Here is a 25139-nt window from a genome sequence, read left to right as displayed (position 1 = left end):
TAATTCGACGTTTTAATCTTTATGCTTGTATTTTATAAATTCAAGCACTTTATACTTTAAAAAAGATATAGGGCAGATAGAGAAATGTCTAATAATTTAGAAGTCAAAATAATTTCGCCTGATCATCCTGAATTTAAGGATATATTGAAGAAAGGGGAGGTTGGATTGGGGAACAATCCAATAGAATGTGTACTTCGTAATATTTCTTATCCAGATGTGAAAAAAGTGCGAGAAAAAACTTATTTATCCCAAGAGGAGTTTGCTGCACGTTTGCATATAGATGTGAAAAAGCTTCAAAGTTGGGAAAGTCGAAAGCGATCTCCAACGGGTTCAGTGTTGCTTTTACTTCGTATTTTAGATATTCAACCTGAATTAGTTTTTGAATAATTATATTTTATGGAAAGGAGAAGGATAGTGAACCATTTGACTTTTAAAAATTTAATGAAATTAATTGAAAATAATCCTTTAGATGAGAATAGTAGAGTGAAGTATGTTCGCCATAGGGATAAGAAACGATTTTTAGGGCTTTCTGAACATCTCGTTCCTAATATTTCAGAGTTAGAGTATTATCAAAGTGAACAGAGTAAAGATGTATTTAAAAATTTAGATTACATTATTTCTTTTATTGGTTTTGATGGTCGAAAGTCCTTATTTTGGGGAGTGTTTAAGGTCCACAGTAAGAGATATAACTCAGAGAAAGATCAGTATGAGTATGATCTTGAAGAAATGCCTCAATTTAATGCGCTAAAATTTAGATTAGTTATTGATTGGGGCGATGCAGAAAGATCATGGCATCAACATTATCATTATACAGATAAAAAAGTAATAGAGTTATATTCTGATCAACCTATGGAAAAGTTTCCAGGATATGAACATATCCATTTGTCATGGAATCAGTTGAAATATGTCATTGATAAAGAATCATGGAAAGTCGCTTTACAAAATCAAAAAGCCGTTTATCTCATTACCGATACTTCTAATGGAAAAATGTATGTAGGGTCAGCATATGGTGAAAATATGCTTTTAAATAGATGGCAGAATTATATTAAAAGTGGACATGGTGGAAATATTCAGTTAGCAAAACTGGGTCAGGAATATATTGAAAAGCACTTTAAATTTTCTATTTTAGACATTTTTAAATCAACAACTGATGATCAAGTCATATTAAATAGAGAAAGTTGGTGGAAGAATACACTCCTTACGAGAACATTTGGTTATAACGCTAATTAATTATCAGAATGGTGAGTATCAAAGTGATACTTATTATAGAAAATGATGGATCAAGTTATCGTTTATAGAATGACACCATTTGACGTTTAAACAACAACAAGGGCTTGTCACAACGCCTTCATCCACATAGCATACAAAATATTGACGATAACAAATAATTTTGGATGAATCGCTGAAATGACCAGCCTTGCACATCATGCAACCGAAAACCGTTCCGTAGCTGAATTCACAGAACAAGCTTACCTTAACTATGCCATGTACGTGATTATGGATCGTGCATTGCCGCATATCAGTGATGGTCTAAAACCTGTACAGCGTCGTATCGTTTATGCGATGAGTGAGCTCGGTTTAAAATCGACAGGTAAACCGAAGAAATCGGCACGTACCGTCGGTGATGTACTCGGTAAATATCACCCACACGGTGACTCTGCTTGTTATGAAGCAATGGTGTTGATGGCACAGCCATTCAGCTATCGCTATCCATTGGTTGAGGGGCAAGGCAACTGGGGTTCACCTGATGATCCAAAATCATTTGCAGCAATGCGTTATACCGAAGCTAAACTCTCGGCTTATAGTGAATTATTACTGAGTGAACTGGGCCAAGGAACAAGTGAATGGCAAGATAACTTTGATGGTTCAATGAAAGAACCAATCACGCTGCCTGCTCGCATTCCGAATATTTTACTTAACGGCACAACGGGTATTGCGGTCGGGATGGCAACCGATATTCCACCCCATAATCTACGTGAAGTGGTGAAAGGAACGATTGCGCTGATTCGTAATCCTGAAACTACAGATGAGAAATTGGCTGAATATATTCCCGCACCGGATCTGCCAACCAAAGCAGAAATTATTACCCCACCTGAAGAATTGTTAAAAATTCAAACCACAGGTCGTGGTAGTTACCGTATGCGTTCGATTTATACGGTAGAGAAAAATGAGATTGTGATTACTGAACTGCCTTATCAAGTTTCAGGGTCAAAAGTGATTACTCAGATCGCAGATCAAATGATTGCGAAAAAGTTACCTTTGGTCGCAGATATTCGCGATGAGTCGGATCATAAAAATCCAACGCGCTTGGTCATCGTCCTCCGTTCTAATCGTGTCGATGCTGAAACGGTAATGAGTCATTTATTTGCAACCACGGATTTAGAATCAAGCTATCGTGTCAATCTCAACATGATCGGTGCTGATGGTCGCCCACAGGTAAAATCTATTCGCCGTATTTTGTTGGAATGGATTGAGATTCGTAAGCAAACCGTGACACGTCGCTTGCAATATCATTTAACCAAGATTGAAAAACGTTTACATATTTTGGCAGGACTTTTGATTGCTTATCTCGATATTGATACGGTCATCCGTATTATTCGTGAAGAAGATCAGCCAAAACCTGTGTTGATGCAGCATTTTGGGATTGATGAAATTCAGGCCGAAGCGATTTTAGAACTCAAACTACGCCATTTGGCTAAACTTGAGGAAATGGAAATTCGCCGTGAACAAGAAGAGTTAGAAGCAAAAGCGGCAGTAATTCGTGAGCAATTGGCAAATCCTGAATCATTGAAAAATTTAATTATTACTGAACTGAAAGAAGACGCGAAAAAGTTTGGTGATGATCGACGTTCGCCGATCGTTGCCCGTGCTGAAGCGGTACAAATTCGAGAACAAGATTTGATGCCAGCTGAAACGGTCACGGTTGTATTGTCAGAAGCAGGTTGGGTCCGCGCTGCGAAAGGTGCGGATGTCGATGCTGCCAATTTAAACTATCGTGCAGGTGATCAATATCTCAGTCATGCTGTGGGTAAAACCAATCAGCGAGTCTACTTTTTAGATCAAAAGGGTCGAAGCTATGCTTTGCCGATTAGTAGCTTACCTTCGGCGCGAGGTTTAGGAGAACCGTTGAGTTCAAAACTTTCACCTGCAAGTGGTGTGTCGTTTATTCAAGTCTTAGTCGAAGATGATGCGAATGAATTACTGGTCGCAAGTTCGAATGGCTATGGTTTCAAAACTCAAGCAACACAGTTAGATACCAATGCCAAAGCAGGTAAAGCTTTCCTAACTGTGATGGAGAAGGCAAAGGCATTACCATTGTTGCCAATTCAGCAAGCAACGCATGTTGCAATCCTGAGTTCATCGGGTCGTTTACTGATTATTGATTTAGCAGAACTTCCAGTTCTGAATAAAGGTAAAGGTAACAAGTTGATACAACTTGATGAAAAAGAGCAAATTTTATCCATGACAACGCTGGCATTAGATGAAATAATCCAAGTCGCTGCAGGACAACAGCACTTAAAACTGAAGGGAGATGATCTCCAAAAATATCTAGGAAAAAGAGCAACAAAGGGCCAACTTTTACCACGGGGATATCAAAAAGCAAATAGACTCTTCATTCAGAGATAGGGCTAGTATTCTGTGATATAAATACGTTATATATGACGATGTATTCATATTGTTTGGATAGATTGACAGGGCAATTCAAAAAGTTAAAAAGAATGTTTTGCCATGGAAAGTAACGTTGTTACATTTTTAAGGATTACCACTCGGAGATAATGGCATTATGGAAAAGATTTGGTTTGCAGAATACCAAAAGACAGGAATTCCAGAAACAGTTGAACTGCCTGCTGAAAACACCTCACTTGTTGATATTTTTGAACGCAATTTCCAAAAATTTGGGTCACGTGATGCCTTTATCTTTATGGATAAAGTTTTAACGTTTAATGAATTAGAAGTTGCTAGTCGCAAATTTGCAACGTATTTACAAAGCTTGGGGTTAGCAAAAGGAACACGTGTTGCGGTGATGATGCCGAACGTTTTCCAATATCCAGTAGTTGCATTGGGCGTATTCCGTGCGGGTCTGGTACTTGTAAACGTAAACCCACTTTATACAGCGCGTGAATTAGAGCATCAATTGAATGACTCTGGTTCAGAAGTGTTGGTGATCATTGAAAACTTCGCAAGTGTCTACCAAAGCATTATTGGTAAAACACCAGTGAAACATGTTGTTGTTGCAACTGTTGGTGACATGCTTGGGACTTTAAAAGGGACGATCGTTAACTTTGTTCTACGTAAAGTACGTAAGCAAATCCCTGCATGGAGTATTCCGGGTCATACCAAATTTAATACTGCATTAAACAAAGAAAACCCAAGTAACTATAAGCGTCCAAGCTTAACTTTGAGTGATACAGCAGTACTTCAGTACACAGGTGGTACTACTGGTGTATCTAAAGGTGCAGAACTTACTCATCGTAATTTAGTGGGTAACCTTTTACAGTGCGAAGCAATTTTCTCAAGCAAATTTGGTGCATCTGATAGTGAAAAAGGTGATCGTATTGTTTGTGCATTACCGCTTTATCACATCTTTGCATTCATGGTTTGTGCAATGTACGGTATGTACAAAGGTCAAGCAAACATTTTGATCCCGAACCCACGTGATTTACCTGCGGTTATTAATGAGCTACGTAAATATCGCCCTTCTTTCTTCCCAGCGGTAAACACTTTGTTTAATGCATTGGTAAATAACGAAGAATTTAAGCAACTTGACCATAGTAACCTTAAGATGGCGATGGGTGGTGGTATGGCAGTATTGCCATCAACTGCTGAAGCTTGGAAAAAAGTGACAGGTACAATCATTATCGAAGGTTATGGTTTATCTGAAACTTCTCCTGTTGCAACTGCAAATCCACCAGCAACAACTGAATTCAGCGGCACAATTGGTATTCCATTGCCATTGACTGATGTTGCGATCTTAGATGATGACGGAAATGAGCTTCCTCAGGGTGAACAAGGTGAGATCTCAATTCGTGGTCCTCAGGTCATGAAAGGTTACTGGAATCGTCCTGATGAAACTGCAAAAGTGATGACTGCTGACGGTTTCTTCCGCACAGGTGATATCGGTATCATGGATACACGTGGTTACTTCAAAATCGTGGATCGTAAAAAAGACATGATCTTGGTTTCTGGCTTTAACGTATATCCAAGTGAAATTGAAGAAGTCATTGCGCAACACGAAAAAGTATTGGAAGTTGCTGCGATTGGCGTTCCTGATGAAAAATCAGGTGAAGTTCCAAAATTATTTGTTGTGAAAAAAGATGATTCTTTAACAACAGAAGAAATTCTTGCTTTTGCGAAAAAGAACTTAACAGGCTATAAATGCCCACGTTATGTTGAATTTATTGATGAGTTACCAAAGTCAAATGTAGGTAAAATTTTGCGTAAAGATTTACGTAAACCTGCTTAATACTTTAATGGTCAACACCATCTAAAAAAATGCCGCAATTCAGATTGCGGCATTTTTTTTAGATATTTTAGTTTGATTTTTTCATAAGCCAGCGATCAATATAAGGGCGACCAATGCCGACGATACCCACAAAAATAAACATCGTAATTAACTGAAAGCGCAATCTAGTTATATCAAAGCCATTGAAACTAAAGTAATTATCCGCAAAAACATAGAGCACAATAATAGTTAACCAGTGCCAAAGCGTGAGGCGTTTAATTCCAACGGCATAAAAAGCGATGGTTAAAATCAAAAATGTACCTAATGTTGATTGCCAGTTAAGATTTGCGCAGATCACACTCAATAAAAATGCAACGATAGGCAACACAATTTTTAGAATACGATCAACTTTGAGTTGGTGTTGACGTTGTTGTGCGAGAACATCCAACATTTCTTTTTGATCTTGGTTTTGCATAAACGGATCCTAAAAATAAAACAACGAGACTTTATTCAGCTTAGACTGCAGTCCACACAGAACCGCAAAAATGCTTATCGAACAAGTACAAATGAAAGTTTAAGTTATGATAGCATGATGAGACGAACTTCAAAGATGGATGTCAACGCATGCAAGGTATTAACGGTATTATATTGATTATTATCATCGCATGTTTATTACCTTATGTTTTTACCTTGATTGCAAAATCAACGGGTGGTTTCCAAGCCAAAGACAATCAGAATCCTCGTGACTTTTTAGCAAAAACCACAGGTCTTTCCGCTCGGGCAAATGCAGTTCAACAAAATAGTTTTGAAAGCTTACCTTTGTTTATTGCTGCCATTTTGATGGCGGAATATATGGTGATTCCTGAACGCTTTATTTTGGCGTTGGGGTGGGCTTATATTGTTTTCCGAGTCATTTATGGAATTTGTTATCTCGCAAATTGGGCAACTTTGCGTTCAATCATTTGGCTCTTTTCTATACTTTGCCCAATTTTATTATTTGTGATTACCATAAAAATCACTTAAATCAAATGGAATGTAAAAATTCATTTGCTCTAATACCAATATACAGCATCATTTTGCTGGTATTCACGTTATAATCTGACCGATTTTTTATATTCAATCCACATACACGAGTGTTGATATGAGCTATAGCAATGTTCCTGCGGGTAAAGATGCCCCAAATGACATCAATGTTATCATTGAGATTCCTGCAAATGCAGCACCAGTCAAATATGAAATCGATAAAGATACGGATACATTATTTGTAGATCGTTTCATGGGTACAGCAATGTTCTACCCAGCAAACTATGGTTATGTACCAAATACACTATCTGAAGATGGCGATCCTTTAGATGTATTGGTGGTTACACCTCATCCTGTTGCGATCGGTTCAGTTATTCGCTGCCGCCCAGTGGGTAAACTCATTATGGAAGATGAAGCTGGTATCGATACTAAGCTTATCGCTGTTCCACATGAAAAATTATCTCCATTGTATAAAGATGTTCAGGAATATTCTGACCTTCCTCAATTACTGTTGAGCCAGATCGAACATTTCTTCAATCATTATAAAGATTTAGAGCCTGGTAAATGGGTAAAAACGAATGGTTGGGAAGGTTCTGCTGTAGCAAAAGAAGAAGTGCTAAAAGCAATTGAAGCAGCTAAAAAGTAATATTTTAGTGTTTAACTAGATTTTAGTTTTTAAATCTAGTTTATAAAAAAACCTCCATTCAAATTTGAATGGAGGTTTTTACTTGATCAACTATGAATTAGAAAAACTTCACAGGAATATCAAGCCAGAGACGCCATTCATTGGTATCACCGATATAACCAGCTTGGTATTCATCGCTAGCGCGGTAATATGAGTGACGTACACGCAAGCTTGCATCTTTCGCAAAACCTGATTGAACTGTGTATTTCACTTGGTTAAAGAATTCACGTTCTGTTGCATTGTCAGCTGTACGTAGACGAGCAATCACAACGTCATTCGCATCTTTTACTGCTGTGTTAGTGTTGATACCCCAACCATAAACAAATGCTGTAGTCCAAGTTAATCCTGGTACACCGAAGCTTCCAAAGTCAAGACTATATTGCAGTTGAGCAGATTTCTCATCATTACCGATGAAGTCAGAAAGATATGAGTTTGGCAAATGAATAGTTTGGTGACCATCTCCAACACCTTTACCTAGTCCATAGTCGTAACCTGCACTACCGCTGTTTTGTTGGTAAGCGAGCATTACTGTATGTGGGCCAGTGTTGTAAGTGGTTGAAATTGCCCAGATAGAGTTTTTGTAGCTATCATCTACTGAGCCGATATAAGAATATAAGCTGTTATTTGCTTGGCGATCCCAATCAGTATGATATCCACTGAAATCATAGGTTAATGAACTATTGTTCGCTAGAGGTTGCTTATAGTTCGCATTAATATAGTGACGTTCTAAACGATCTTGAATATCAGTACCGAAGTAGGCTGTATTCAATTGATCGTTGACCTTGTATTTTGCACCCCAAACTACAGCACGGTCTAATTCATTGCCATCAGATTTAATCTGATCAGAATATTGGTTTTTAGTAAATTTACCGACGGTAACTTCTAAACCATCAATCTCACGGCTGTTTGCTAAAACACCTTCAAAATATTCAGGTACTAAACGCGCTGTATTACTTGAAAGAACTGGAAGATCAAGAATCTGAGTACCATAAGTAACGGTTGTATTTGAGTAACGTGCTTTTACGTAACCGCCACCACGCGCCCAATGGTCATATGTGTCACCAGTACCGTCTATACCGTTTAGGCGTTCACGAGGAATCATGCCGTTACCAGCATTCTTATTCGGGCCTAATTTAAAAGATGCGTCACCAATAATTCCAGCACCGAAACCGACAACACCTTGAGTAAAGCCAGAGTCTAGCTTAACCATCGCAGTTTGCGCATATGAGCTTGTGTCTTTATTGCCGTGTTTTTTGTCACGATGTAAAAAACCAGTACGGAAAAGAACATTTCCGCTTGCATCTTCAACAAATCCTTTTGCTTCGCTTTGTTCGCTTGCATATGTTGAGGTGATTAACGCAGCATTAATTAATACTGCTAAAGTAAGTTTCTGTGCCTTTGGCATAGCTAGCCTCATAAAATAAATTAATTTTGGGAAGAAACCGAAATTTTGATCAATTGTATAAGTTATACATGAAAAAGATAGATTTTTATTAAAATATTTTAATTAATTTTAAATAAAAAACTTATAAAATATTATGATTTATTTACTGTATAAAATTAAATCAAAATAAAAATAACCTAATGATTTTTATTGATAAAATAATATATATAGCATGTATTTTGTAGTTGTTTTTTTGGAAATTAATTCTCATTTAATGTGTGATAAAGACATATATTTTCTTTTTAAATTTAATGGTTTATTTAGACTATGGTTAAAAAACTATCAAACTAATTTGCAAAATATGACAACCCGATGAATGGCATTTTTTTGCCTACAAAAAAGAACAGCTTTTTCATTTCTCTTTAATATTTGAGTGGTGCACTTTTAGAGGGCGATTATTTATTTAGTGATAAATTGCTTATATTTCAATCGGTCTGTTATCGGATATCCTATCTTATTGCATCTTTATTGTGCAATAAATGACCTAAAAGAGTTTGTTGCTCTCAAATTGCTCATAAAAAGCTCGTCTCTTTATTCTTTCGGCGCGACCATGAGGCGTTTGATCGGTATAAATAGCACTTTTATGGAACGAGGGCACTATTTCACAAGGAATCTGTAAAGTTGGCACAGCATTTGCTAGTTACATCCTGATGCAATTTAAAACATAAATCAGTCGAATATCCATCATGGGGGAGATCAATATGATGAAATTTGCATGTAAGGCTATTGCTTTAAGTATTTTAGCTGCCGCTTCAGCGACAACAATGGCGGATGATAAAACCTCAGTTTATGGTATTACCGCAGAGGGCGAAGTCACCGTTGTTACAGATTACCGTTTCCGTGGCGTTACTCAATCATCAAATAATCCAGCCATTCAAGGCGGTTTTACATTTTCTCATGAATCTGGGGCGTATTTAAGTCTTTGGGGTTCAAGTGTTGATTTTGGAATTTCAGGTGTTTCAACTGAAACGGATGCAACATTAGGTTATAGCAATAGTTTTGCATTAACGCCAAATATGCAAGCAACCTATGATGTTGGTGTGATCCATTATGGTTATATTGGCTCTAAGTCAAATTATACGAATGAAACAAATGGTAAAGACGGTTTAGCATTCACTGAAATTTTTGCTAGTTTAGCTTTCCCTAGCACAATCTTTGCTGAGGATGAGCTTAGTGTGGGGGTAAGTTATTCACCAGATTACTGGGGGAGAACAGATGACTTTTGGTATTTTAATGTTGGTTATTCAGCACCGATTGCAGATACAGGTTTAACAGGTGTTGCTTCCATTGGTTACAATAAATTGAAGAATAAAGATGCTTTAGCAATTGTAGCTGGTGGCCCAGGCAAAGATGATGATTATATTGACTATAAGGTTGGTGTTGGTTATAGCTTCTTAGGTCTAGATGCTGGTTTGGATGTTGTCGGTACAAACATTAGTAAATCTGGTATGACCAAGAACGATAAAAAGCCTTATGATACAGGTGTGATTTTTAGTTTATCTAAGTCTTTCTAAAAGCAGCTCTCAATTATAGAAGCCAGCAATTGCTGGCTTTTTAGTTAGATAGAGCTCTAAAACTATTCTTTTTGCAGAATTAAACGCCCCATTAAGTTCTAAACTGCTTCAGTTTGGATATCTCTTTCAAATCAAAATAAGATTTTTTAGATTAAAAAACTTTAAAATAGGTGTTTTTTCTATTTAAGTTGTTGTTTTTAATTTAATTAATTTGTTTGGCATAGCATTTGCAAATTACACCATGATGCACTTTTAAACTTAAATCATTTGAATGTCTAAATCATGGGGGAAATCAATATGATGAAATTTGCATGCACAGCTGTTGTTTTAGGGATATTTTCAACACTATCTACTTTAACGTTAGCGGAAGAGTTGAAGCTTCCATTTCCAGGTTCTATTTCAGGAAATATTAGTGTTGTATCAAGTTATAACTTACGTGGGATGACCAATTCACCTGAAAGTGATACACCTGCGATTCAAGGTGGGTTGGATTATACACACGACAGTGGGTTTTATTTGGGTTATTGGTTTTCGACTTTGACAGCGGCTTATGCTGATTTTAATACTTCTCCAACCTATGTACCTCAAGAAAAGAAATCTTTCGAAAATGATTTTTATGCAGGGTATAAAGGCAAAATTACTGAAGATCTCGGTTATCAAATTGGAGCAACTGTTTATTACTATTATCCAGGTTGGGAGTCTACAGGTTACGAAACAATTGTAGGATTGAGCTATAAAGATTTTAGTATTACTGCTCAAACCCTATTAAATAATGTGACCTTTGGTAATAAAGGTGATACGTATTTCTTAGCGAGTTATACACCACAGTTGCCAGGTGGGTTTACTGGTAAAGCGCAGGTTGCAGCGTATTACTATGGAGATGATGATGAATATTTAACCTATCAAGCGAAGGCAGGCGACGTCACCAAAACGGATTTTGCTTTCCGTCATGCGACATTAGGTCTGTCTCATCCCTTAGGTGCAACGGGTGCAACTTGGAGTTTGGATTATATTTTTGGTGGTTATACTCGGGATGAAGTCAAACATAAGAACAAAGTTGTTTTAGGTCTGGGTTACGCTTTTTAATAATAAGAAGAATTGAAGCGACCTGAGGGTCGCTTTTTTAGCGTATTTAATTTGAATTGCCTCGATAAGATAAGGCTTCTGTTAAGTGACTGCTTGAGATAGTTTCACTTTCTGCTAGATCTGCAATGGTTCGAGCAACGCGTAGTACTCGATGGTAGGCACGTGCAGAAAGATTCAAACGTTGTTGTGCCATTTCAATAATTTTGGCAGAGCTTTCATCTAAACGAGCGTATTGTTCTAATCGTTTTGGTGAAAGTGCTTGGTTTAAGCATTGCTGTCTATCGATTTGTTGGTGATAGGCTTGGATGACGCGTTTGCGAACGGTTGCAGAGTCCTCACTTGCTGTTTGATCTTGTAACTCCTGTGCTTGTAATGGAGGGACATCAATATGAAGATCAATACGATCTAATAATGGACCTGAAATGCGATTTTGATAGCGTTGAATGCTTTCTGGAGAACACTGACAGCGACTATCCTGATTGAACGCATAGCCACAAGGACATGGATTCATAGCTGCAATAAACTGGAAATTTGCTGGAAAAGTCATTTGTCGTGCAGCACGAGAAATCACAATTTCCTTAGATTCAAGAGGTTGGCGTAGAACCTCAAGCACTTTACGGTCAAACTCAGGGAGTTCATCTAGAAATAATACACCTAAGTGAGCAAGTGTAATTTCTCCAGGTTTAGGTTGTGAGCCACCTCCGACCAATGCAATTGCAGATGCAGTGTGGTGAGGAGCACGAAAAGGACGTTGCCCAAAATGGTGCGGGGCATTTGCCACAGAGTAAATACTCGCAACTTCCAAATTTTCTTGAGCATTGAGGGGTGGCAAAATAGAAGCTAAACGCGAGGCGAGCAAGGTTTTACCTGTACCTGGTGGACCTTTGAACAGTAATGAATGACCACCTGCGGCCGCAATTTCGAGTGCACGGCGAGGGCGAAGTTGCCCCTTCACATCTGCAAGATCAAATTGATATTGTGAGCTGTTGATATTTTCTCGTTGTGGTGCAGCACTGAGCTTGGTGTTGCCCAAAAAATGTGCACAAACTTCTTGAAGATGTTGAGCCGCATATACTTCGAAGTTTGGGAGTTGACTCGCTTCATCTAAGTTTGCAGTCGGGAGTAACATACGATGCTTGGCTTGCTGACAGGCCATTGCTATGGTCAATGCACCAGAAATTGGGCGTAAATGACCATCAAGTGCTAATTCACCAATAAATTCAAACCCATCCGTACATTGTTCTGGTAATTGTCCTGATGCAATCAAAATACCCAGTGCAATCGGCAAATCTAGGCGAGACCCGTCTTTGGGTAAATCTGCTGGCGCCAAATTAATAGTTAAACGTTTGGTTGGAAACAAGAATCCACTATTGATAATTGCTGAACGAACACGATCTTTGCTTTCTCGGACAGCAGCTTCGGGTAAACCAACGATGGTCAAAGAGGGTAGCCCTGAACTGATATGAACTTCGACCTCGATTTGAGGCGCATGTAGCCCCAATAATCCCCTCGTATAAATTTTTGCAAAAGACATTTTATTGTTGTTCCATTGTGGTGCTTTATTTTTAATCATTTTGAGGTGCTTTTTGCACCGAGTTGGTGCTTATTTTTTGTTCTGCACCATTTCCTCTAAAGTTTTCATTTGTTGCTGTAATTCGGTGAGGCGCTGATTTGCTAAATTCAAAGCTGTTCTTTGGCGATCAAGCTCTTGCTTGGAAACCAGATCTAATTTTTCGATACTTTCATTTAACAATGCTCGCAAGTTTTTTTCCAAGTCTTTTTTAGGTTGATCAACTTGCTGCAAAATCGCTTGTAAAAGAGTTTCAATCATAAAGTGCTCAATAAGTTATGTATATTTGCTGCTCAGTGTACCATTGCTTGTTGGAATCCTCTAGCACTGCTGAGCAGCTTGGGATGTGACTGAGAAATCTAGTTAAATCTTGGCAAATGATGCTTATTTTCTATTGATGATCTACTTCTATTCGCTTAAATAGGTTATAAAGAAGCCATATGTCCAATATTTAAAAACCCCAACCTTTGAATATTGGCATGAAAATTGAACATAAAACCTTACTGGTGAAAATAAGCCGAAGGAAAACACACATGAAGCTTGTAACTGCAATTGTTAAACCATTCAAGTTAGATGATGTGCGTGAAGCACTCTCTGATATTGGTGTTCAAGGGATTACCGTAACTGAAGTCAAAGGTTTCGGGCGTCAAAAAGGTCATACTGAATTGTACCGTGGTGCTGAGTATGTGGTTGATTTCTTACCGAAAGTAAAAATCGAAATCGCGATTAGCGATGAGATGGTTGATGCGGTTATTGAGTCAATCACTCGTGTCGCAAGCACTGGAAAAATTGGTGACGGGAAAATCTTTGTCACGAATTTAGAACAAGTTATCCGTATCCGTACGGGTGAGACTGGACCAGATGCTGTCTAAATTGGCACAAACTTTGCTGAGTTAGAAATTAAGAGAAATAGCTCACAAAATGAGGTTGGGGGACACGAATGAAAAAAATGCTTATGGCGCTTAGTTTATCTGGCGCACTCCTAGGTGGTTCGACTGTCGTATGGGCAGAAGAAGCTGCTTCAACTCCAGTTACAGAGCAAACTGTTGTTGTAACTGAGACAAATACAATACCGGCAGCTGTTGAAGCTGAAGCTCCTGTTGAAGTGGTTGCGGAGCCTGAAGCAGAAGCAACATTGGATACAGGTGATACAGCTTGGATTCTTGTTTCAACGGCATTGGTTCTGTTAATGACAATTCCAGGCTTAGCGTTATTCTACGGTGGTATGGTTCGTAAAAAGAACGTACTGAGCACGATGGCACATAGCTTTGTTGCGGCTGCGGTAGTGAGTATCGCTTGGATCGTCATAGGTTATACATTAGCTTTCGGTGAAGGAAATGCCTTTATTGGTGGACTTGATAAGCTGATGCTGTCAGGCATAGGAACTGATGCGCTCAGCGGTTCAATTCCTGAGATTCTATTTGTTGTATTCCAAATGACTTTTGCGATTATTACGGTTGCGATCATTAGTGGTTCGATCGCTGAGCGTATGAAATTTGGAGCATTTGTTGCTTTCATCGCGATTTGGGTTGTTGTGGTATATGCACCGATTACTCACTGGGTATGGGGTGGCGGTTGGTTAGGCAATGATGGTGCTTTAGACTTTGCGGGTGGTACTGTCGTTCATATCAACTCTGGTGTTGCTGGTCTAGTTGCGGCTTATATGCTTGGAAAACGTATGGGGCTTGGTCGTGAATCTATGGCGCCTCATAACCTTGCGTTAACTGTTGTTGGTGCGAGCTTACTTTGGGTAGGTTGGTTTGGTTTCAACGGTGGTTCTGCATTGGGTGCAAATGGTTCAGCCTCTTATGCAATTGTTGTAACTCAAGTTGCGGCAGCGGCAGCGGCATTGTCTTGGTTAGTGGCTGAGAAAGTTGTTCGTGGTAAAGCTTCAGTTTTAGGTGCAGCTTCTGGTGCGGTTGCTGGTCTAGTCGTGATTACTCCAGCTGCAGGTTTCGTAACTGTAGGTGGCGCATTAATCATGGGTCTGATCGGTGGTGTTGTTTGCTTCTGGGGTATTACCGCATTGAAACGTACACTGAAAGCGGATGACTCTTTAGATGCATTTGGGTTACATGGTGTTGGTGGTATCGTTGGTGCGATCTTAACTGCTGTATTTGCAAGTGAATTCATCATGGGTGATGATGCTCCAGCAAATATGTTGACTCAATTATGGGTGCAAGTTGAAGGTGTATTAGCAACTATCGCGTATAGTGCAGTGATGACCTTCATTATCTTAAAAGTGATTGATCTTGCAATTGGTATCCGTGTGAGCAATGACGATGAACGCATGGGTCTTGACTTAAGTCAACATGGCGAACGCGTTGAATAATTAAAATTATTGATCTAAAAGCAGCTCCATAAGGAGCTGCTTTTTTATGCATTATAAAACAGCTCGAAGCCCCTAGTTCTGCAATCCAAGAAACTTTGCTACACTTAAGCAAAATGAGGAAATAATCGCACCCATATGCATTGTCCATTTTGTAACGCCGCTGATAGTAAAGTCATTGACTCCCGTTTGGCTGCCGAAGGCTGTCAGATTAGACGTCGCCGTGAATGTGTGGTTTGTGGTGAGCGTTTTACAACATTTGAAAGCTATGATGTTGTGATGCCACGTGTGTTAAAGTCAGATGGTAAAAGTGAGCCGTTTGATGAAGCAAAATTACGCCGTTCATTAATGCATGCGCTGCAAAAACGTCCTGTGACCCAAGAACAGATTGAAACGGTTCTCAGTGATATCCAATCGCAAATCCGTCGTCTCGGTGAACGTGATGTGAAATCGAGAATGATTGGTGAAATTGTAATGCAAGCATTGTTTGCATTGGATCATGTTGCTTATGTTCGGTTTGCCTCTGTTTATCAAGATTTCCAAGATGTTGAAGCTTTTCGCCATCAGATTGAGCAGATGCAACAACGTGAAAATGAAGTCTAAGTTAGAGAGATTATGTCTGAGTTAACCCCAAATCATTTATCTCAAGCGCAGTATTGGATGCAACGGGCAATTGATTTGGCTCGACTTGGGCAATATTCAACTAAACCCAATCCCAATGTAGGTTGTGTCATTGTCAAAGATGGGCAAATCTTAGGTGAAGGCTTTCATCCAAAAGCAGGTCAGCCGCATGCAGAAGTTTTTGCATTGCGCCAAGCGGGCGAAAATGCAAAAGATGCAACGGTCTATGTGACTTTAGAGCCTTGCGCACATTATGGTCGCACACCACCTTGCGCTGAGGCTTTAGTAAAGGCGCAAGTGAAGAAGGTTGTGATTGCTTGTTCGGATCCGAATCCATTGGTTGCAGGCAAAGGTGCGAAGATCTTGCTAGATGCAGGGATAGAGGTTGAAACGAGTGTTTGCACCGATATTGCAAAAGGTTTAAATCTAGGCTTTTTAAAAGCAATGTCTACAGGTTTACCTTATGTCCGTTTAAAAATTGCATCAAGCCTAGATGGACGTACTGCGATGGCGTCAGGTGAGTCCAAGTGGATTACTGGAGCTATTGCACGTCAGGATGTACAACATTGGCGTGCCATCTCAGGTGCCGTGATTACTGGGATTCAAACGGTTTTAGCCGATGATTGTGAGCTGAATGTCCGCGCGTTGGAGGGTGTTGATCTTTCTACAGTGGTGCAGCCAAAGAGAATTATTTTAGATCGTCAGGGACAACTTCCGCTTACAGCCAAGATTTTGCAAAATCCTGAAACTGTGATGGTGATGACACCATTTCGTCAAGAACTTGCTGATTTAGGCGTGATACAATTGTCACTGCAACCTTTAAATCAATTATTGCAGACCCTTTCTCAACAATACCAAATATATGATGTATTGGTTGAGGCGGGCGCAACTTTATCGACTGCCTTTTTGCAACAAGGTTTGGTTGATGAAATGATTAGTTATGTTGCACCAACTTTACTTGGTCAATCTGCTCGCGCGATGTTCAATGCTGAATTTAGCAAAATGGCAGAGCAACGACGATTTGAGTTGGTCGATGTAACCCAACTTGGGCAAGATATTCGCCTGAGATTGCTCCCTATCCAAGAGATGATATGAATCCAGAACCATCGGTTTATCACAAACGTCGCCATGCTGCCCGTACGACTGATGAATATCTTTTTCATCAGCTTGTTCCATATCTTGGGAATAAACGTCGTCTTTTGCACCTTATTTTAGAAGCGCTTGAGATTACTGGGACGTTGAATAGTAAGAAAAAGAATCCACCGATTTTTGCGGATTTCTTTGCCGGCAGTGGGGTGGTTTCTCGTTTGGCCCGTCAAAATGGTTATCGTGTGATTGCCAATGACTGGGAGCCGTATAGCCATGCGCTGAATCATGCGATTTTAGCTTGTGTTGATGCGCCAGCATTTAAAGAATTGGGTGGCTATCAAAAAGCCATTGATTATCTGAACCGTTTGCCTGAAGTGAAAGGCTGGGTTACACATAATTTGTGCCCACGAAATGATGATGTCTATGATCCTGCTCGTGATCGCTTGTTCTTTAAGCGTCGTAATGGGATGCGAATTGATGCGATTCGTCAGCAGATTGCAACTTGGCAAGCACAAGGTGCGATTAATGATGTTGAAATGAGTGCTTTACTCGCACCGTTACTTTACTCAGCAAGTTTTGTGAGCAACACCAGTGGGGTGTTTAAAAGCTTCCACCAAGGTTGGGGTGGACGTACTCAAACTGCTTTGGAACGAATCGAATCATTACTTTGGTTAACACCAAGCCGCTTTTGTGAAGTGGGTGATGCAAAACGTCCTGCCGCAGAAGTGTGGTGTGTTGATTCACAACATTTGGCTAATCAAATGAGTGGCTTTGAAGTTGATGTTGCTTATCTCGATCCGCCTTATAATCAACATGCTTATAGCAGTAACTATCATGTCCTGAATGCGCTGACTTTATGGGATCAGGTTGATTTGCCTTCACCTGATACCAAAGGTTTCAAGAGCGGGATTGATCGTGCGTGGCGCAAAGAACGTCCAAGTCCTTATAATTCTTCCAAGCATGCCAAAGATGCCTATGAAAAGTTATTGGAAACGATTAATGCCCGTTATATCTTGACCAGTTATTCGACGGATGGGAATATCGAGCCAAAAGATTTACTGACCGCCAATTTAAAACGTGGCAAGGTCACTTTGTTAACGCAAGATGTTCCTCGTTACCGTGTTAGTAAGCAGCGTCAGTCAGAGCGCGCACGCGTACTTGAATTTATTGTGATTACAGATACTCACGCAAAGTCTGGTCCGCCATTGCGGCAGTTACTTGGTCAGTTGTATCACTTTGCCGAATTGGGCGGTGTTGATACCACAGGAAATAGTACTCAACTTGCACTTTGGTAAGATAACAAAAACACCACTTTGCCATACAAAGTGGTGTTTTTTTATTTCATTCTCTTATTTAATCGGTTAATACAATAAATAGAATCGTTTTGTTAGATAACCCACTGTTTTTATGATAAATATCTTGTAATTTTTATTGTATTTCTAGATGGTGAAGCTTAATGTTTTTGAATTTATTTACTATGGTGTTTTATATTAATTTATAGATAAAACAAATAATTATGCATACTCTTTATGTGGTGGTTATTCGTTCTTTAAGTTTGATTTGGGTAGGGAGTAGTTTTATCAATCGTTCAAAAAACTATCAAAGATGATTGACCGAGTTTGAAAATAAATATAGTTTTCCGAGCTGAATTTAGGGTCTTGCCTATGAGTAGCGATGACCAAGAGAGGTTGTTATGAGTCGCTCGGAACCCACATTATTGGGGCAATGTGTAGCTGAATTTTTTGCTACCGCAATTTTTTTATCATTTGGTATCGGTGTGGTGGCTGCACTTAAACTTGCTGGAGCAGATTTAGGTCTGTGGGAAATCAGTATTGTTTGGGGCTTAGCAGTTGCCTTAGCGGTTTATTTATCGGCGGGTATTTCAGGTGCACATCTTAATCCAGCGGTGACCATCGCTTTGGCTTTATTTGCAGGCTTTGATAAACGCAAAGTTCCTTTTTATATCATTGCTCAAGTGGCGGGTGCTGCAACGGGTGCATTGATGGTATATGGACTGTATAGCAGTTTATTTTTAGACTTTGAACAGACGCATCACATGGTGCGTGGTAGTGTTGAAAGTCTAGAGTTAGCAGGAATCTTTTCGACTTATCCTCATCATTTACTGTCGCTTGGTCAGGCGTTTATGGTGGAAATGTTTATCACCATGCTATTACTTTGGTTAATCATGGCGATTGGTGATGATAGCAATGGTTTACCGCGTGGGCCTTTAGCACCAATTTTAGTTGGTCTATTGGTTGCCGTAATTGGAGCATCTTTTGGACCGCTGACAGGCTTTGCGATGAATCCTGCACGTGATTTTGGCCCGAAAATCGTTGCCTATTTTTCAGGATGGGGACCCGTTGCGTTTACGGGTGGACGAGATATTCCATATTTTATTGTTCCTATTCTTGCGCCAATTGTTGGGGCTTGCTTAGGAGTATTGGGCTATAAACTGTTTTTTAGCCATTTTTTGTTGAGCAATAAAGTTGAAGAAACGCATCCTGTCGAAAAACAAGTATCAGAAATGCAATAGTTGATCACTTCATCTATATCTATAGCAACATGGGCGGTCAGAGGATCGCCCTTTTTATTCATGTGAATTTGAACTAAGCGTGCCTTGTTATCTGGGTTTCTTTGCTTTAAGGTATTTGCTTTACTGTGATGCGTACTGCAATAAAGGTAGGTTAAAAGTCCCATGTTTACAGGCATTATTGAAAGTTTAGGTAAGGTAGAAAGCTTACAAAGTGTAGGTGGTGATGTTCGTCTGCGTATTCAGACTGATTTAGACATGTCTGATGTGCATTTGGGCGATTCAATTGCCACCAATGGGATTTGTCTCACTGTGATTGAGTGGGGAGATCACTGGTATGCAGCTGATGTTTCTCGTGAGAGTTTAAACCGTACCACACTGGGTCAATGGAAAGTTGGTCAAGCAGTCAACGTGGAAAAAGCCATGTTGCCGACGACACGTTTTGGTGGGCATATTGTGAGTGGTCACGTTGACGGTTTAGGCGAGATTACGCTGGTTCGTGAAGATGCGCGTTCCCTCTATTTTGAAGTTACAGCACCTGTTGAACTTGCAAAATATTTGGCAGAAAAAGGGTCTGTGACGGTAGATGGAATTAGCCTGACCATTAATCACCTACGTGGCAATATTTTGAGTTTAAACTTGATTCCGCATACTGCAGAACGGACTAACATTGGAACATGGCAAGTGGGCACTAAAGTGAATTTGGAAGTTGATGTACTTGCGCGTTACATTGAGCGTTTGTTGTTAGGTGATAAGGCCGCTGAGCAAAAAGCTGAATCGAATATTAGTATGGCTTTTTTAGCTGAAAATGGATTTTTAAAATAAAAATCCTAGCTAATTAAAAAGCCCAGTCTAGCTGGGCTTTTTAATATTTACTGATCGTTAGAAAATTCACTATTTTTCAAGATGTATTCGATTTCGTCTTGCGCCAGTGCATGTAGTTTAGCCCGGAATACAGTCACGGCTTGTTCAATTAGACTTTCAGCTTCTAATTCGAGTCGAACACGAACACTTTCTAGTTCTGAAAGAATTTGCTGATCATCAATCATGAGTCGTTGTCCTTGAGCATAATCCACACTTGGTTGTTCAGGATTACTTTGATAACGTTCCGTTTGTGCAACGATTTCTTGATCAATATGTTCACGTAACGCCAAGAGATTTTCAGTTTGTTGTTGAAACTGTCGTGCTTCATCTGCTTGAAGTTGGGCTGCGTAGGCTGCTTCAGCAGCACGTTTCTCAGCTAAGGCTTTTTCTAAAGCAAGTTGTTTACGGATACGGGCTTGTTCAATCAACTCTGCTTTAAGATCAGCATAGGCTTGATCAATGCGTTGCTGTGAACGCATTTCAGCTTGTTCTTCTTGCTGACGCCAAGTTTGAATGGCGGTTTGTGGTAATAGCAGATCACAAATGCGTGCTAAATCATCCTGATAGGTTTGACGTACAGCCTCAGGGGTCTTTAACCAGCGTTTTTTAAAATCTTGACCTACATTTAATGCCACACCACACTCCTCAAATGATACGCTTGTTTGTCGATTTATAATTTAAAAGTTCGAGGCTCGATACCTAAACGACGATACGTTTTAAATTTTTCTCGTCCAAGTTGCTTCGCAGTTTCATTATTCTCGATAATTTCGATAATGTGGCGAAAATCTTGAATTTGTTCAAGTGCATGATTGTTAAAATTAAACACGATCCAATCATTGGATGGCGGTAATTGTTCTGAAATACAGACGGGACTATGGTTTTGGTCGATGCCATGTGGAATAAAGCTGTTGGGATCAAAACTCCATAATTTGTCATCAAGCTCATTTTGCATATCTGAATCAGTACAATACCACCAAATTTGTGGGTGCTGATTCAGAATCTTTCGGCATAAACGGCAAGCACTTTCGACTTGCCGTTCGGTACTCTTTTCAAAGAGATAAAAGCTGACTTGTGTCATGTGTTAGTTTTTCGCTTCAACACGATTTGCTAAGAACTGCATCAGTAAAGGGACTGGACGTCCTGTCGCACCTTTGGCTGCACCTGATAACCATGCAGTACCAGCCACGTCCAAATGTGCCCAACGATAGTCACGGGTAAAACGCTCAAGGAAACATGCGGCTGTGATTGCACCACCATGAGGGCCACCAATGTTGGCAATATCGGCAAACGGAGAGTCGAGTAATTCTTGATAGTCTTCCATGACTGGCATACGCCATACACGATCGTGTGACTGTTCACCAGCTTGTTGTAAAGCTTGGGCAAGCTCATCATCTGGTGTAAATAAGCCACTCACCACTTTACCTAATGCAACAACACATGCACCTGTGAGTGTCGCAATATCAATCACCAACGCAGGATTAAAACGTTTTACATAAGTTAAGGTGTCACATAGAACTAAACGACCTTCTGCATCGGTATTGAGGATTTCAACCGTTTGACCACTCATCGTCGTGACAATGTCTCCGGGACGAGTGGCGCCACCTGAAGGCATATTCTCTGCTGCTGCAATTGCCCCCACCACATGAATTGGCAACTGCGCTTCACAAAGTGCTTGCATGGTGCCAAGTACGGATGCTGCACCGCACATATCGAATTTCATTTCGTCCATGCCTAAGCCGGGTTTCAGTGAAATACCGCCAGTGTCAAACGTTACACCTTTACCAACAAGAACGACAGGTGCTTGTTCAATTTTGGCATTATATTCTAGCGTGATGATACGCCCTGGACGGTCTGAACCTTTGCTAACGGCAAGAAATGCATGCATGCCCAAGTCAGCCATCTGTTGTTCATCCAGTACCGTTACTTTTAAACGGTCTGGATATTGTGCTGCAAGAGAAAGTGCTTGATCTGCTAGATATTCAGGAAAACAAATATTCCCAGGGCGATTGCCTAAGTCTCGAGCATAGCTTTGGCCAGATTGAACTGCATGAATCAGATTGAGTTGGGCATCATCTAAAGTTGTCTGGCTCGCAATCAGGTGGATAGTTTCGAGTACAAACGCATTCTTTTTTGATTTGAACTCGTCATAGCCATAAGCAGCCTGAGTCAAGCTTAAAGCAAATAGTGAATGAAGTTCTGCTGGTAGTGCGGATAAATCAACACTAATTTGTTTAAATTTATTTTGTGATGATTTGATAATCGTTTGTGCAAGTTTTGCTAATTTGGTTGCTTTGAGCTCAGTGGCATTTCCAAGTCCGAGTAGTTGGGTGTTACTGTGCTCCGCAACTTTTGCAATTAAAGTTAAGCTTTCATTAAAACTTGCTTTAAAGTGAGTTGCGGTTAAGGCTTCTTCTAATTGACTGATTTGGTAGGAGTTTAGATTGGTTTGTAGTTGTTCTGAATCCACCAAAATCCATAAAGATTCACTTGCTGTTTGTGTTGGAAAGGCATGATCAAGAGTAAATTTCATTGTTTGTTTAGAACCTAATCGGTAAAAAATAAAGATAATCTCATTAAACACTTTCAGATATGAGGTTGCAATCCGCAACATGCGATAGGTTTTATATTTTTAACATTCGGGTAAACTAGCGATACCCCTCGATTGGTTTTTTTGGAAGCATTACTTTGATTATTCGACGTTACCTCGTCAAACAAGTGGTGTCCACCTCTTTGGTTGTGACGGCCTTGCTCACTTTGATTATTATGGGTGGGCAGCTCATCAAAATTTTTGGGCGCGCTGCACAAGGTCGTCTCGATGGTGGCGTGCTACTCAGTATTATTGCTTATCGTCTACCTGAGTTTTTAACGCTGATTTTACCTTTGGGCTTTTTCATTGGTTTAATGTTGGTGTTTGGTCGTTTGTATGTCGATCATGAAATGGCGGTATTAAATGGCAGTGGGGTGAGCCGTAATCAGTTAACACGTTTGTTATTACCGATGACTGCTGTATTTTTGATTGTACAGGCGGTACTCATGTGCTGGGGGGCTTCAGCGGGCATAAGAGGTTATCAGAGCTTGATGCAAACTCAAGCGGTACGAGCTGGCTTTGATTTGGTGCGACCCAAAGAGTTTATTTCTTCTGGTTCCTATACTATTTATGCTGGCTCTCTTTCAGAAGACCGAAAAAACTTAAAAGATATCTTTTACTATTATAAATCAGATCGTGAAGACAAGCCTGATCAAATGATTCTGGCGAAAGAGGCTACACGAGTTGAAATTGAAAATGATACTGCGAGTGTTGTCGACTTAGTGCAAGGTCGCCGTTACGAGATTTATCCCAATCAGCCAAGATATACGCAAGCCGAGTTTCAATCTTATCGTTTACGTTTAGAAAATGACAAAGATGTCAACTTTGAAAGCGAAGATGTTGAAGCTTTATCGATGTCGAAGTTGTGGCAAAAGCGTGATGATTTCGTGGTAAGAGGAGAGTTAGGATGGCGTATCTTTGGTCCTTTCGTAATGGTCGTGGCGTTATTCCTTGCGGTCGCGCTCTCTGAAGTGAGTCCACGTCAAGGGCGATATTATCGTCTGATTCCCGCTATCTTTATTTTTGCCAGTTTAATCGTACTAATGATTGCGATTAAAACGCGTATTAGTAAAGAAGAGCTAGATATTTGGGCTTATCCTGCAGTGTTGTTGATTTATGGTATTGCGGCTGCCCTGTTTACGCGTAAACAAAAATTAGCACCTAAAATTAAGAAAAGTATGCAACGAGTGGGGTTGTGATGTTAGCACGTCGAATAGTCGCCAAACATGTAACAAAAACCACGGTACTGGCAATGCTCGGTACGACGTTGGTGCTGTCTTTTTTACAAGTCCTATTTACCTATCTGGGGGAGTTGGGCTCATTAAAGTCAAATTATAATGCGTGGCAAGCATTCCTGTATGTGTTATGGGGTGCACCTCGCTATTTATATGAAATTTTACCTGTCGCTGCTTTGATTGGCTCTGTTTTAGGATTAGGTGCACTGGCTTCTAATAGTGAGTTGATCGTCATGCGTTCGGTTGGGATTAGTCTCTGGCGAATCGTGGGCTGGGTGATGCGGTCGGCTTTATTGCTGATTGTCATATCCTTTACATTGAGTGAGTGGGTGATCCCCTATACCAATGAAAAAGCACAAAGTATTAAAAAGCAACGTAGCGCAGCAGCATTGGGTGAAGTTAAAGGTTACTGGTCGAGAGAAGGGCAGCGTTTTACCTATATTGATTATGCTAACTCGCAAGGTCAGTTGCGTAATATCCAATCCATTGATTTTGACGAAAACTACCGTTTACAGTCTTTTGTTACAGCTGAACAAGGGAATTTTGTTAAAGATGGACAGTGGACGCTTGAGCAATCTCATCAGATTGATTTATTGCCTGAAGGGAATGTGATTAAAACAGATCATGCCAACCAAGCACTGGCATTGGCTTTGCAACCAAAATATGTCCATATGGTAACGATAGATCCTGAAGATTTATCTCCTACTCAGTTGATCAGTTTTATGCGTTATATGGAGGAGTATAGCCAAGTGCCTAAAACCTATGAATTGGCATTTTGGCAGAAAGTGACCTCACCATTTGCCTTGATTGCTTTGGTATTGATCGCATGTTCGTTTATTTTTGGTCCCTTACGTCAACAATCTATGGGATTTAGATTGGTGATTGCGCTCTTTACGGGACTCGGTTTTTTCTATCTACAAGATTTTATGGGATACGCGAGTTTGGTTTATGCACCGTCACCTGCATGGTTTGTACTACTGCCAGTGGTGCTGATGTTTATGATCGGAAGCTATTTATTGTACCGAGCAAGATAGCGAGTTGATCGATATGCTTGCTCTATCGCGAACATTGCTGAAAGCCATCGTTAAGATCATAGAGAATTGATGTAAATTTCGGTAA

General features: G+C 40.0%; 24 protein-coding genes. 17 read left to right on the top strand and 7 right to left on the bottom strand.

What is annotated here, in order from left to right:
- Positions 1 to 84: 84 nt before the first annotated feature.
- The 4 genes from DS737_RS14950 (at position 85) to DS737_RS14935 (ending at position 5464) form a co-directional block, all read left to right on the top strand.
- Positions 85 to 387 (top strand): helix-turn-helix domain-containing protein, encoded by a 303-nt coding sequence (locus DS737_RS14950; RefSeq protein ID WP_005087873.1) that lies wholly within the window; start codon positions 85 to 87, stop codon positions 385 to 387.
- A 9-nt stretch (positions 388 to 396) separates the two neighbouring features.
- On the top strand, positions 397 to 1230 hold the full coding sequence (locus DS737_RS14945; protein WP_008942405.1) for a GIY-YIG nuclease family protein: 834 nt from the start codon (positions 397 to 399) through the stop codon (positions 1228 to 1230).
- Positions 1231 to 1407: 177 nt separating this feature from the next.
- On the top strand, positions 1408 to 3627 hold the full coding sequence (parC, locus tag DS737_RS14940; RefSeq protein ID WP_005087876.1) for a DNA topoisomerase IV subunit A: 2220 nt from the start codon (positions 1408 to 1410) through the stop codon (positions 3625 to 3627).
- Between the two features lie 157 nt (positions 3628 to 3784).
- Positions 3785 to 5464 (top strand): AMP-binding protein, encoded by a 1680-nt coding sequence (locus DS737_RS14935; RefSeq protein ID WP_004637539.1) that lies wholly within the window; start codon positions 3785 to 3787, stop codon positions 5462 to 5464.
- A 67-nt stretch (positions 5465 to 5531) separates the two neighbouring features.
- On the opposite strand, the gene DS737_RS14930 is transcribed toward DS737_RS14935, so the two are convergent.
- Entirely contained in the window at positions 5532 to 5918 is a 387-nt protein-coding gene (locus DS737_RS14930) for a hypothetical protein (protein WP_005087879.1), read from the bottom strand.
- 149 nt (positions 5919 to 6067) lie between these two features.
- On the opposite strand from DS737_RS14930, the gene DS737_RS14925 reads away from it, so the two are divergent.
- Positions 6068 to 6466: an MAPEG family protein gene (locus DS737_RS14925; protein WP_005087881.1), complete on the top strand. Its 399-nt coding sequence runs from the start codon at positions 6068 to 6070 to the stop codon at positions 6464 to 6466.
- A gap of 118 nt (positions 6467 to 6584) precedes the next feature.
- On the top strand, positions 6585 to 7112 hold the full coding sequence (gene ppa / locus DS737_RS14920; RefSeq protein ID WP_004637542.1) for an inorganic diphosphatase: 528 nt from the start codon (positions 6585 to 6587) through the stop codon (positions 7110 to 7112).
- A gap of 97 nt (positions 7113 to 7209) precedes the next feature.
- Here ppa and DS737_RS14915 read toward each other — a convergent pair whose 3' ends face one another.
- Entirely contained in the window at positions 7210 to 8556 is a 1347-nt protein-coding gene (locus tag DS737_RS14915) for an OprD family outer membrane porin (protein WP_017396613.1), read from the bottom strand.
- Positions 8557 to 9296: 740 nt separating this feature from the next.
- Between DS737_RS14915 and DS737_RS14910 the strand changes: the two genes are divergently transcribed.
- Together DS737_RS14910 and DS737_RS14905 are read left to right on the top strand one after the other, a co-directional pair.
- The gene (locus tag DS737_RS14910; RefSeq protein WP_017396796.1) at positions 9297 to 10109 is read left to right on the top strand and encodes a TorF family putative porin; all 813 of its coding nucleotides are present in this window, start codon (positions 9297 to 9299) and stop codon (positions 10107 to 10109) included.
- Positions 10110 to 10406: 297 nt separating this feature from the next.
- Positions 10407 to 11195, top strand: coding sequence for a TorF family putative porin (locus DS737_RS14905; RefSeq protein WP_026056365.1), 789 nt, complete (start codon positions 10407 to 10409; stop codon positions 11193 to 11195).
- A 46-nt stretch (positions 11196 to 11241) separates the two neighbouring features.
- On the opposite strand, the gene DS737_RS14900 is transcribed toward DS737_RS14905, so the two are convergent.
- Both DS737_RS14900 and DS737_RS14895 read right to left on the bottom strand, forming a co-directional pair.
- A complete protein-coding gene (locus DS737_RS14900; protein WP_113998006.1) occupies positions 11242 to 12729 on the bottom strand; it encodes a YifB family Mg chelatase-like AAA ATPase in 1488 nt (495 codons plus the stop codon).
- Positions 12730 to 12798: 69 nt separating this feature from the next.
- Positions 12799 to 13026 (bottom strand): accessory factor UbiK family protein, encoded by a 228-nt coding sequence (locus DS737_RS14895; RefSeq protein ID WP_004637578.1) that lies wholly within the window; start codon positions 13024 to 13026, stop codon positions 12799 to 12801.
- A 272-nt stretch (positions 13027 to 13298) separates the two neighbouring features.
- Between DS737_RS14895 and glnK the strand changes: the two genes are divergently transcribed.
- The 7 genes from glnK to DS737_RS14855 all read left to right on the top strand — a co-directional run bounded on the left by glnK (position 13299) and on the right by DS737_RS14855 (position 20159).
- Positions 13299 to 13637: a P-II family nitrogen regulator gene (gene glnK / locus DS737_RS14890; protein WP_000780326.1), complete on the top strand. Its 339-nt coding sequence runs from the start codon at positions 13299 to 13301 to the stop codon at positions 13635 to 13637.
- Positions 13638 to 13705: 68 nt separating this feature from the next.
- Positions 13706 to 15097 (top strand): ammonium transporter, encoded by a 1392-nt coding sequence (gene amt / locus DS737_RS14885; RefSeq protein WP_005087891.1) that lies wholly within the window; start codon positions 13706 to 13708, stop codon positions 15095 to 15097.
- Between the two features lie 135 nt (positions 15098 to 15232).
- Positions 15233 to 15697, top strand: coding sequence for a transcriptional regulator NrdR (nrdR, locus tag DS737_RS14880; protein WP_004637581.1), 465 nt, complete (start codon positions 15233 to 15235; stop codon positions 15695 to 15697).
- 12 nt (positions 15698 to 15709) lie between these two features.
- Positions 15710 to 16810: a bifunctional diaminohydroxyphosphoribosylaminopyrimidine deaminase/5-amino-6-(5-phosphoribosylamino)uracil reductase RibD gene (gene ribD / locus DS737_RS14875; protein WP_113997847.1), complete on the top strand. Its 1101-nt coding sequence runs from the start codon at positions 15710 to 15712 to the stop codon at positions 16808 to 16810.
- Positions 16807 to 18099 carry a DNA adenine methylase gene (locus tag DS737_RS14870; RefSeq protein ID WP_017395278.1) on the top strand — a complete coding sequence of 431 codons (1293 nt, stop codon included), beginning with the start codon at positions 16807 to 16809 and terminating at the stop codon, positions 18097 to 18099. The genes ribD and DS737_RS14870 overlap by 4 nt, the downstream gene beginning before the upstream one ends.
- A 398-nt stretch (positions 18100 to 18497) precedes the next feature.
- Positions 18498 to 19337, top strand: a complete 840-nt coding sequence (locus tag DS737_RS14865) for an MIP/aquaporin family protein (RefSeq protein ID WP_005087895.1) — start codon at positions 18498 to 18500, stop codon at positions 19335 to 19337.
- 162 nt (positions 19338 to 19499) lie between these two features.
- Positions 19500 to 20159: a riboflavin synthase gene (locus DS737_RS14855; protein ID WP_005083982.1), complete on the top strand. Its 660-nt coding sequence runs from the start codon at positions 19500 to 19502 to the stop codon at positions 20157 to 20159.
- Between the two features lie 47 nt (positions 20160 to 20206).
- Here the strand turns inward: DS737_RS14855 and blhA are convergent, their stop codons facing one another.
- From blhA to DS737_RS14840, 3 genes are read right to left on the bottom strand one after another with little or no spacing between them, the layout of a single operon-like run.
- Positions 20207 to 20833 carry a cell division protein BlhA gene (blhA, locus tag DS737_RS14850; RefSeq protein ID WP_017395276.1) on the bottom strand — a complete coding sequence of 209 codons (627 nt, stop codon included), beginning with the start codon at positions 20831 to 20833 and terminating at the stop codon, positions 20207 to 20209.
- A gap of 35 nt (positions 20834 to 20868) precedes the next feature.
- On the bottom strand, positions 20869 to 21276 hold the full coding sequence (locus DS737_RS14845; protein WP_113997845.1) for a DNA polymerase III subunit chi: 408 nt from the start codon (positions 21274 to 21276) through the stop codon (positions 20869 to 20871).
- 3 nt (positions 21277 to 21279) lie between these two features.
- The gene (locus tag DS737_RS14840; protein WP_113998005.1) at positions 21280 to 22728 is read right to left on the bottom strand and encodes a leucyl aminopeptidase; all 1449 of its coding nucleotides are present in this window, start codon (positions 22726 to 22728) and stop codon (positions 21280 to 21282) included.
- 155 nt (positions 22729 to 22883) lie between these two features.
- On the opposite strand from DS737_RS14840, the gene lptF reads away from it, so the two are divergent.
- Together lptF and lptG are read left to right on the top strand one after the other, a co-directional pair.
- Entirely contained in the window at positions 22884 to 23984 is a 1101-nt protein-coding gene (lptF, locus tag DS737_RS14835) for an LPS export ABC transporter permease LptF (protein ID WP_004637590.1), read from the top strand.
- Positions 23984 to 25054 (top strand): LPS export ABC transporter permease LptG, encoded by a 1071-nt coding sequence (gene lptG, locus DS737_RS14830; RefSeq protein ID WP_113997844.1) that lies wholly within the window; start codon positions 23984 to 23986, stop codon positions 25052 to 25054. The genes lptF and lptG overlap by 1 nt, the downstream gene beginning before the upstream one ends.
- Positions 25055 to 25139: the final 85 nt, after the last annotated feature.

Origin of the sequence: Acinetobacter haemolyticus (assembly GCF_003323815.1) — a bacterium.
In the GTDB taxonomy this organism is placed as follows: Bacteria; Pseudomonadota; Gammaproteobacteria; order Pseudomonadales; family Moraxellaceae; genus Acinetobacter; species Acinetobacter haemolyticus.
Note: the sequence above shows the minus strand (reverse complement) of the source record. Positions and strands in the feature narration are given on the sequence as shown.

Coding starts and splice junctions, on each gene's coding strand:
- DS737_RS14950 (WP_005087873.1), top strand. CDS start 85: ATGTCTAATAATTTAGAAGTCAAAATAATTTCGCCTGATCATCCTGAA.
- DS737_RS14945 (WP_008942405.1), top strand. CDS start 397: ATGGAAAGGAGAAGGATAGTGAACCATTTGACTTTTAAAAATTTAATG.
- parC (WP_005087876.1), top strand. CDS start 1,408: ATGACCAGCCTTGCACATCATGCAACCGAAAACCGTTCCGTAGCTGAA.
- DS737_RS14935 (WP_004637539.1), top strand. CDS start 3,785: ATGGAAAAGATTTGGTTTGCAGAATACCAAAAGACAGGAATTCCAGAA.
- DS737_RS14930 (WP_005087879.1), bottom strand. CDS start 5,918: ATGCAAAACCAAGATCAAAAAGAAATGTTGGATGTTCTCGCACAACAA.
- DS737_RS14925 (WP_005087881.1), top strand. CDS start 6,068: ATGCAAGGTATTAACGGTATTATATTGATTATTATCATCGCATGTTTA.
- ppa (WP_004637542.1), top strand. CDS start 6,585: ATGAGCTATAGCAATGTTCCTGCGGGTAAAGATGCCCCAAATGACATC.
- DS737_RS14915 (WP_017396613.1), bottom strand. CDS start 8,556: ATGCCAAAGGCACAGAAACTTACTTTAGCAGTATTAATTAATGCTGCG.
- DS737_RS14910 (WP_017396796.1), top strand. CDS start 9,297: ATGATGAAATTTGCATGTAAGGCTATTGCTTTAAGTATTTTAGCTGCC.
- DS737_RS14905 (WP_026056365.1), top strand. CDS start 10,407: ATGATGAAATTTGCATGCACAGCTGTTGTTTTAGGGATATTTTCAACA.
- DS737_RS14900 (WP_113998006.1), bottom strand. CDS start 12,729: ATGTCTTTTGCAAAAATTTATACGAGGGGATTATTGGGGCTACATGCG.
- DS737_RS14895 (WP_004637578.1), bottom strand. CDS start 13,026: ATGATTGAAACTCTTTTACAAGCGATTTTGCAGCAAGTTGATCAACCT.
- glnK (WP_000780326.1), top strand. CDS start 13,299: ATGAAGCTTGTAACTGCAATTGTTAAACCATTCAAGTTAGATGATGTG.
- amt (WP_005087891.1), top strand. CDS start 13,706: ATGAAAAAAATGCTTATGGCGCTTAGTTTATCTGGCGCACTCCTAGGT.
- nrdR (WP_004637581.1), top strand. CDS start 15,233: ATGCATTGTCCATTTTGTAACGCCGCTGATAGTAAAGTCATTGACTCC.
- ribD (WP_113997847.1), top strand. CDS start 15,710: ATGTCTGAGTTAACCCCAAATCATTTATCTCAAGCGCAGTATTGGATG.
- DS737_RS14870 (WP_017395278.1), top strand. CDS start 16,807: ATGAATCCAGAACCATCGGTTTATCACAAACGTCGCCATGCTGCCCGT.
- DS737_RS14865 (WP_005087895.1), top strand. CDS start 18,498: ATGAGTCGCTCGGAACCCACATTATTGGGGCAATGTGTAGCTGAATTT.
- DS737_RS14855 (WP_005083982.1), top strand. CDS start 19,500: ATGTTTACAGGCATTATTGAAAGTTTAGGTAAGGTAGAAAGCTTACAA.
- DS737_RS14845 (WP_113997845.1), bottom strand. CDS start 21,276: ATGACACAAGTCAGCTTTTATCTCTTTGAAAAGAGTACCGAACGGCAA.
- DS737_RS14840 (WP_113998005.1), bottom strand. CDS start 22,728: ATGAAATTTACTCTTGATCATGCCTTTCCAACACAAACAGCAAGTGAA.
- lptG (WP_113997844.1), top strand. CDS start 23,984: ATGTTAGCACGTCGAATAGTCGCCAAACATGTAACAAAAACCACGGTA.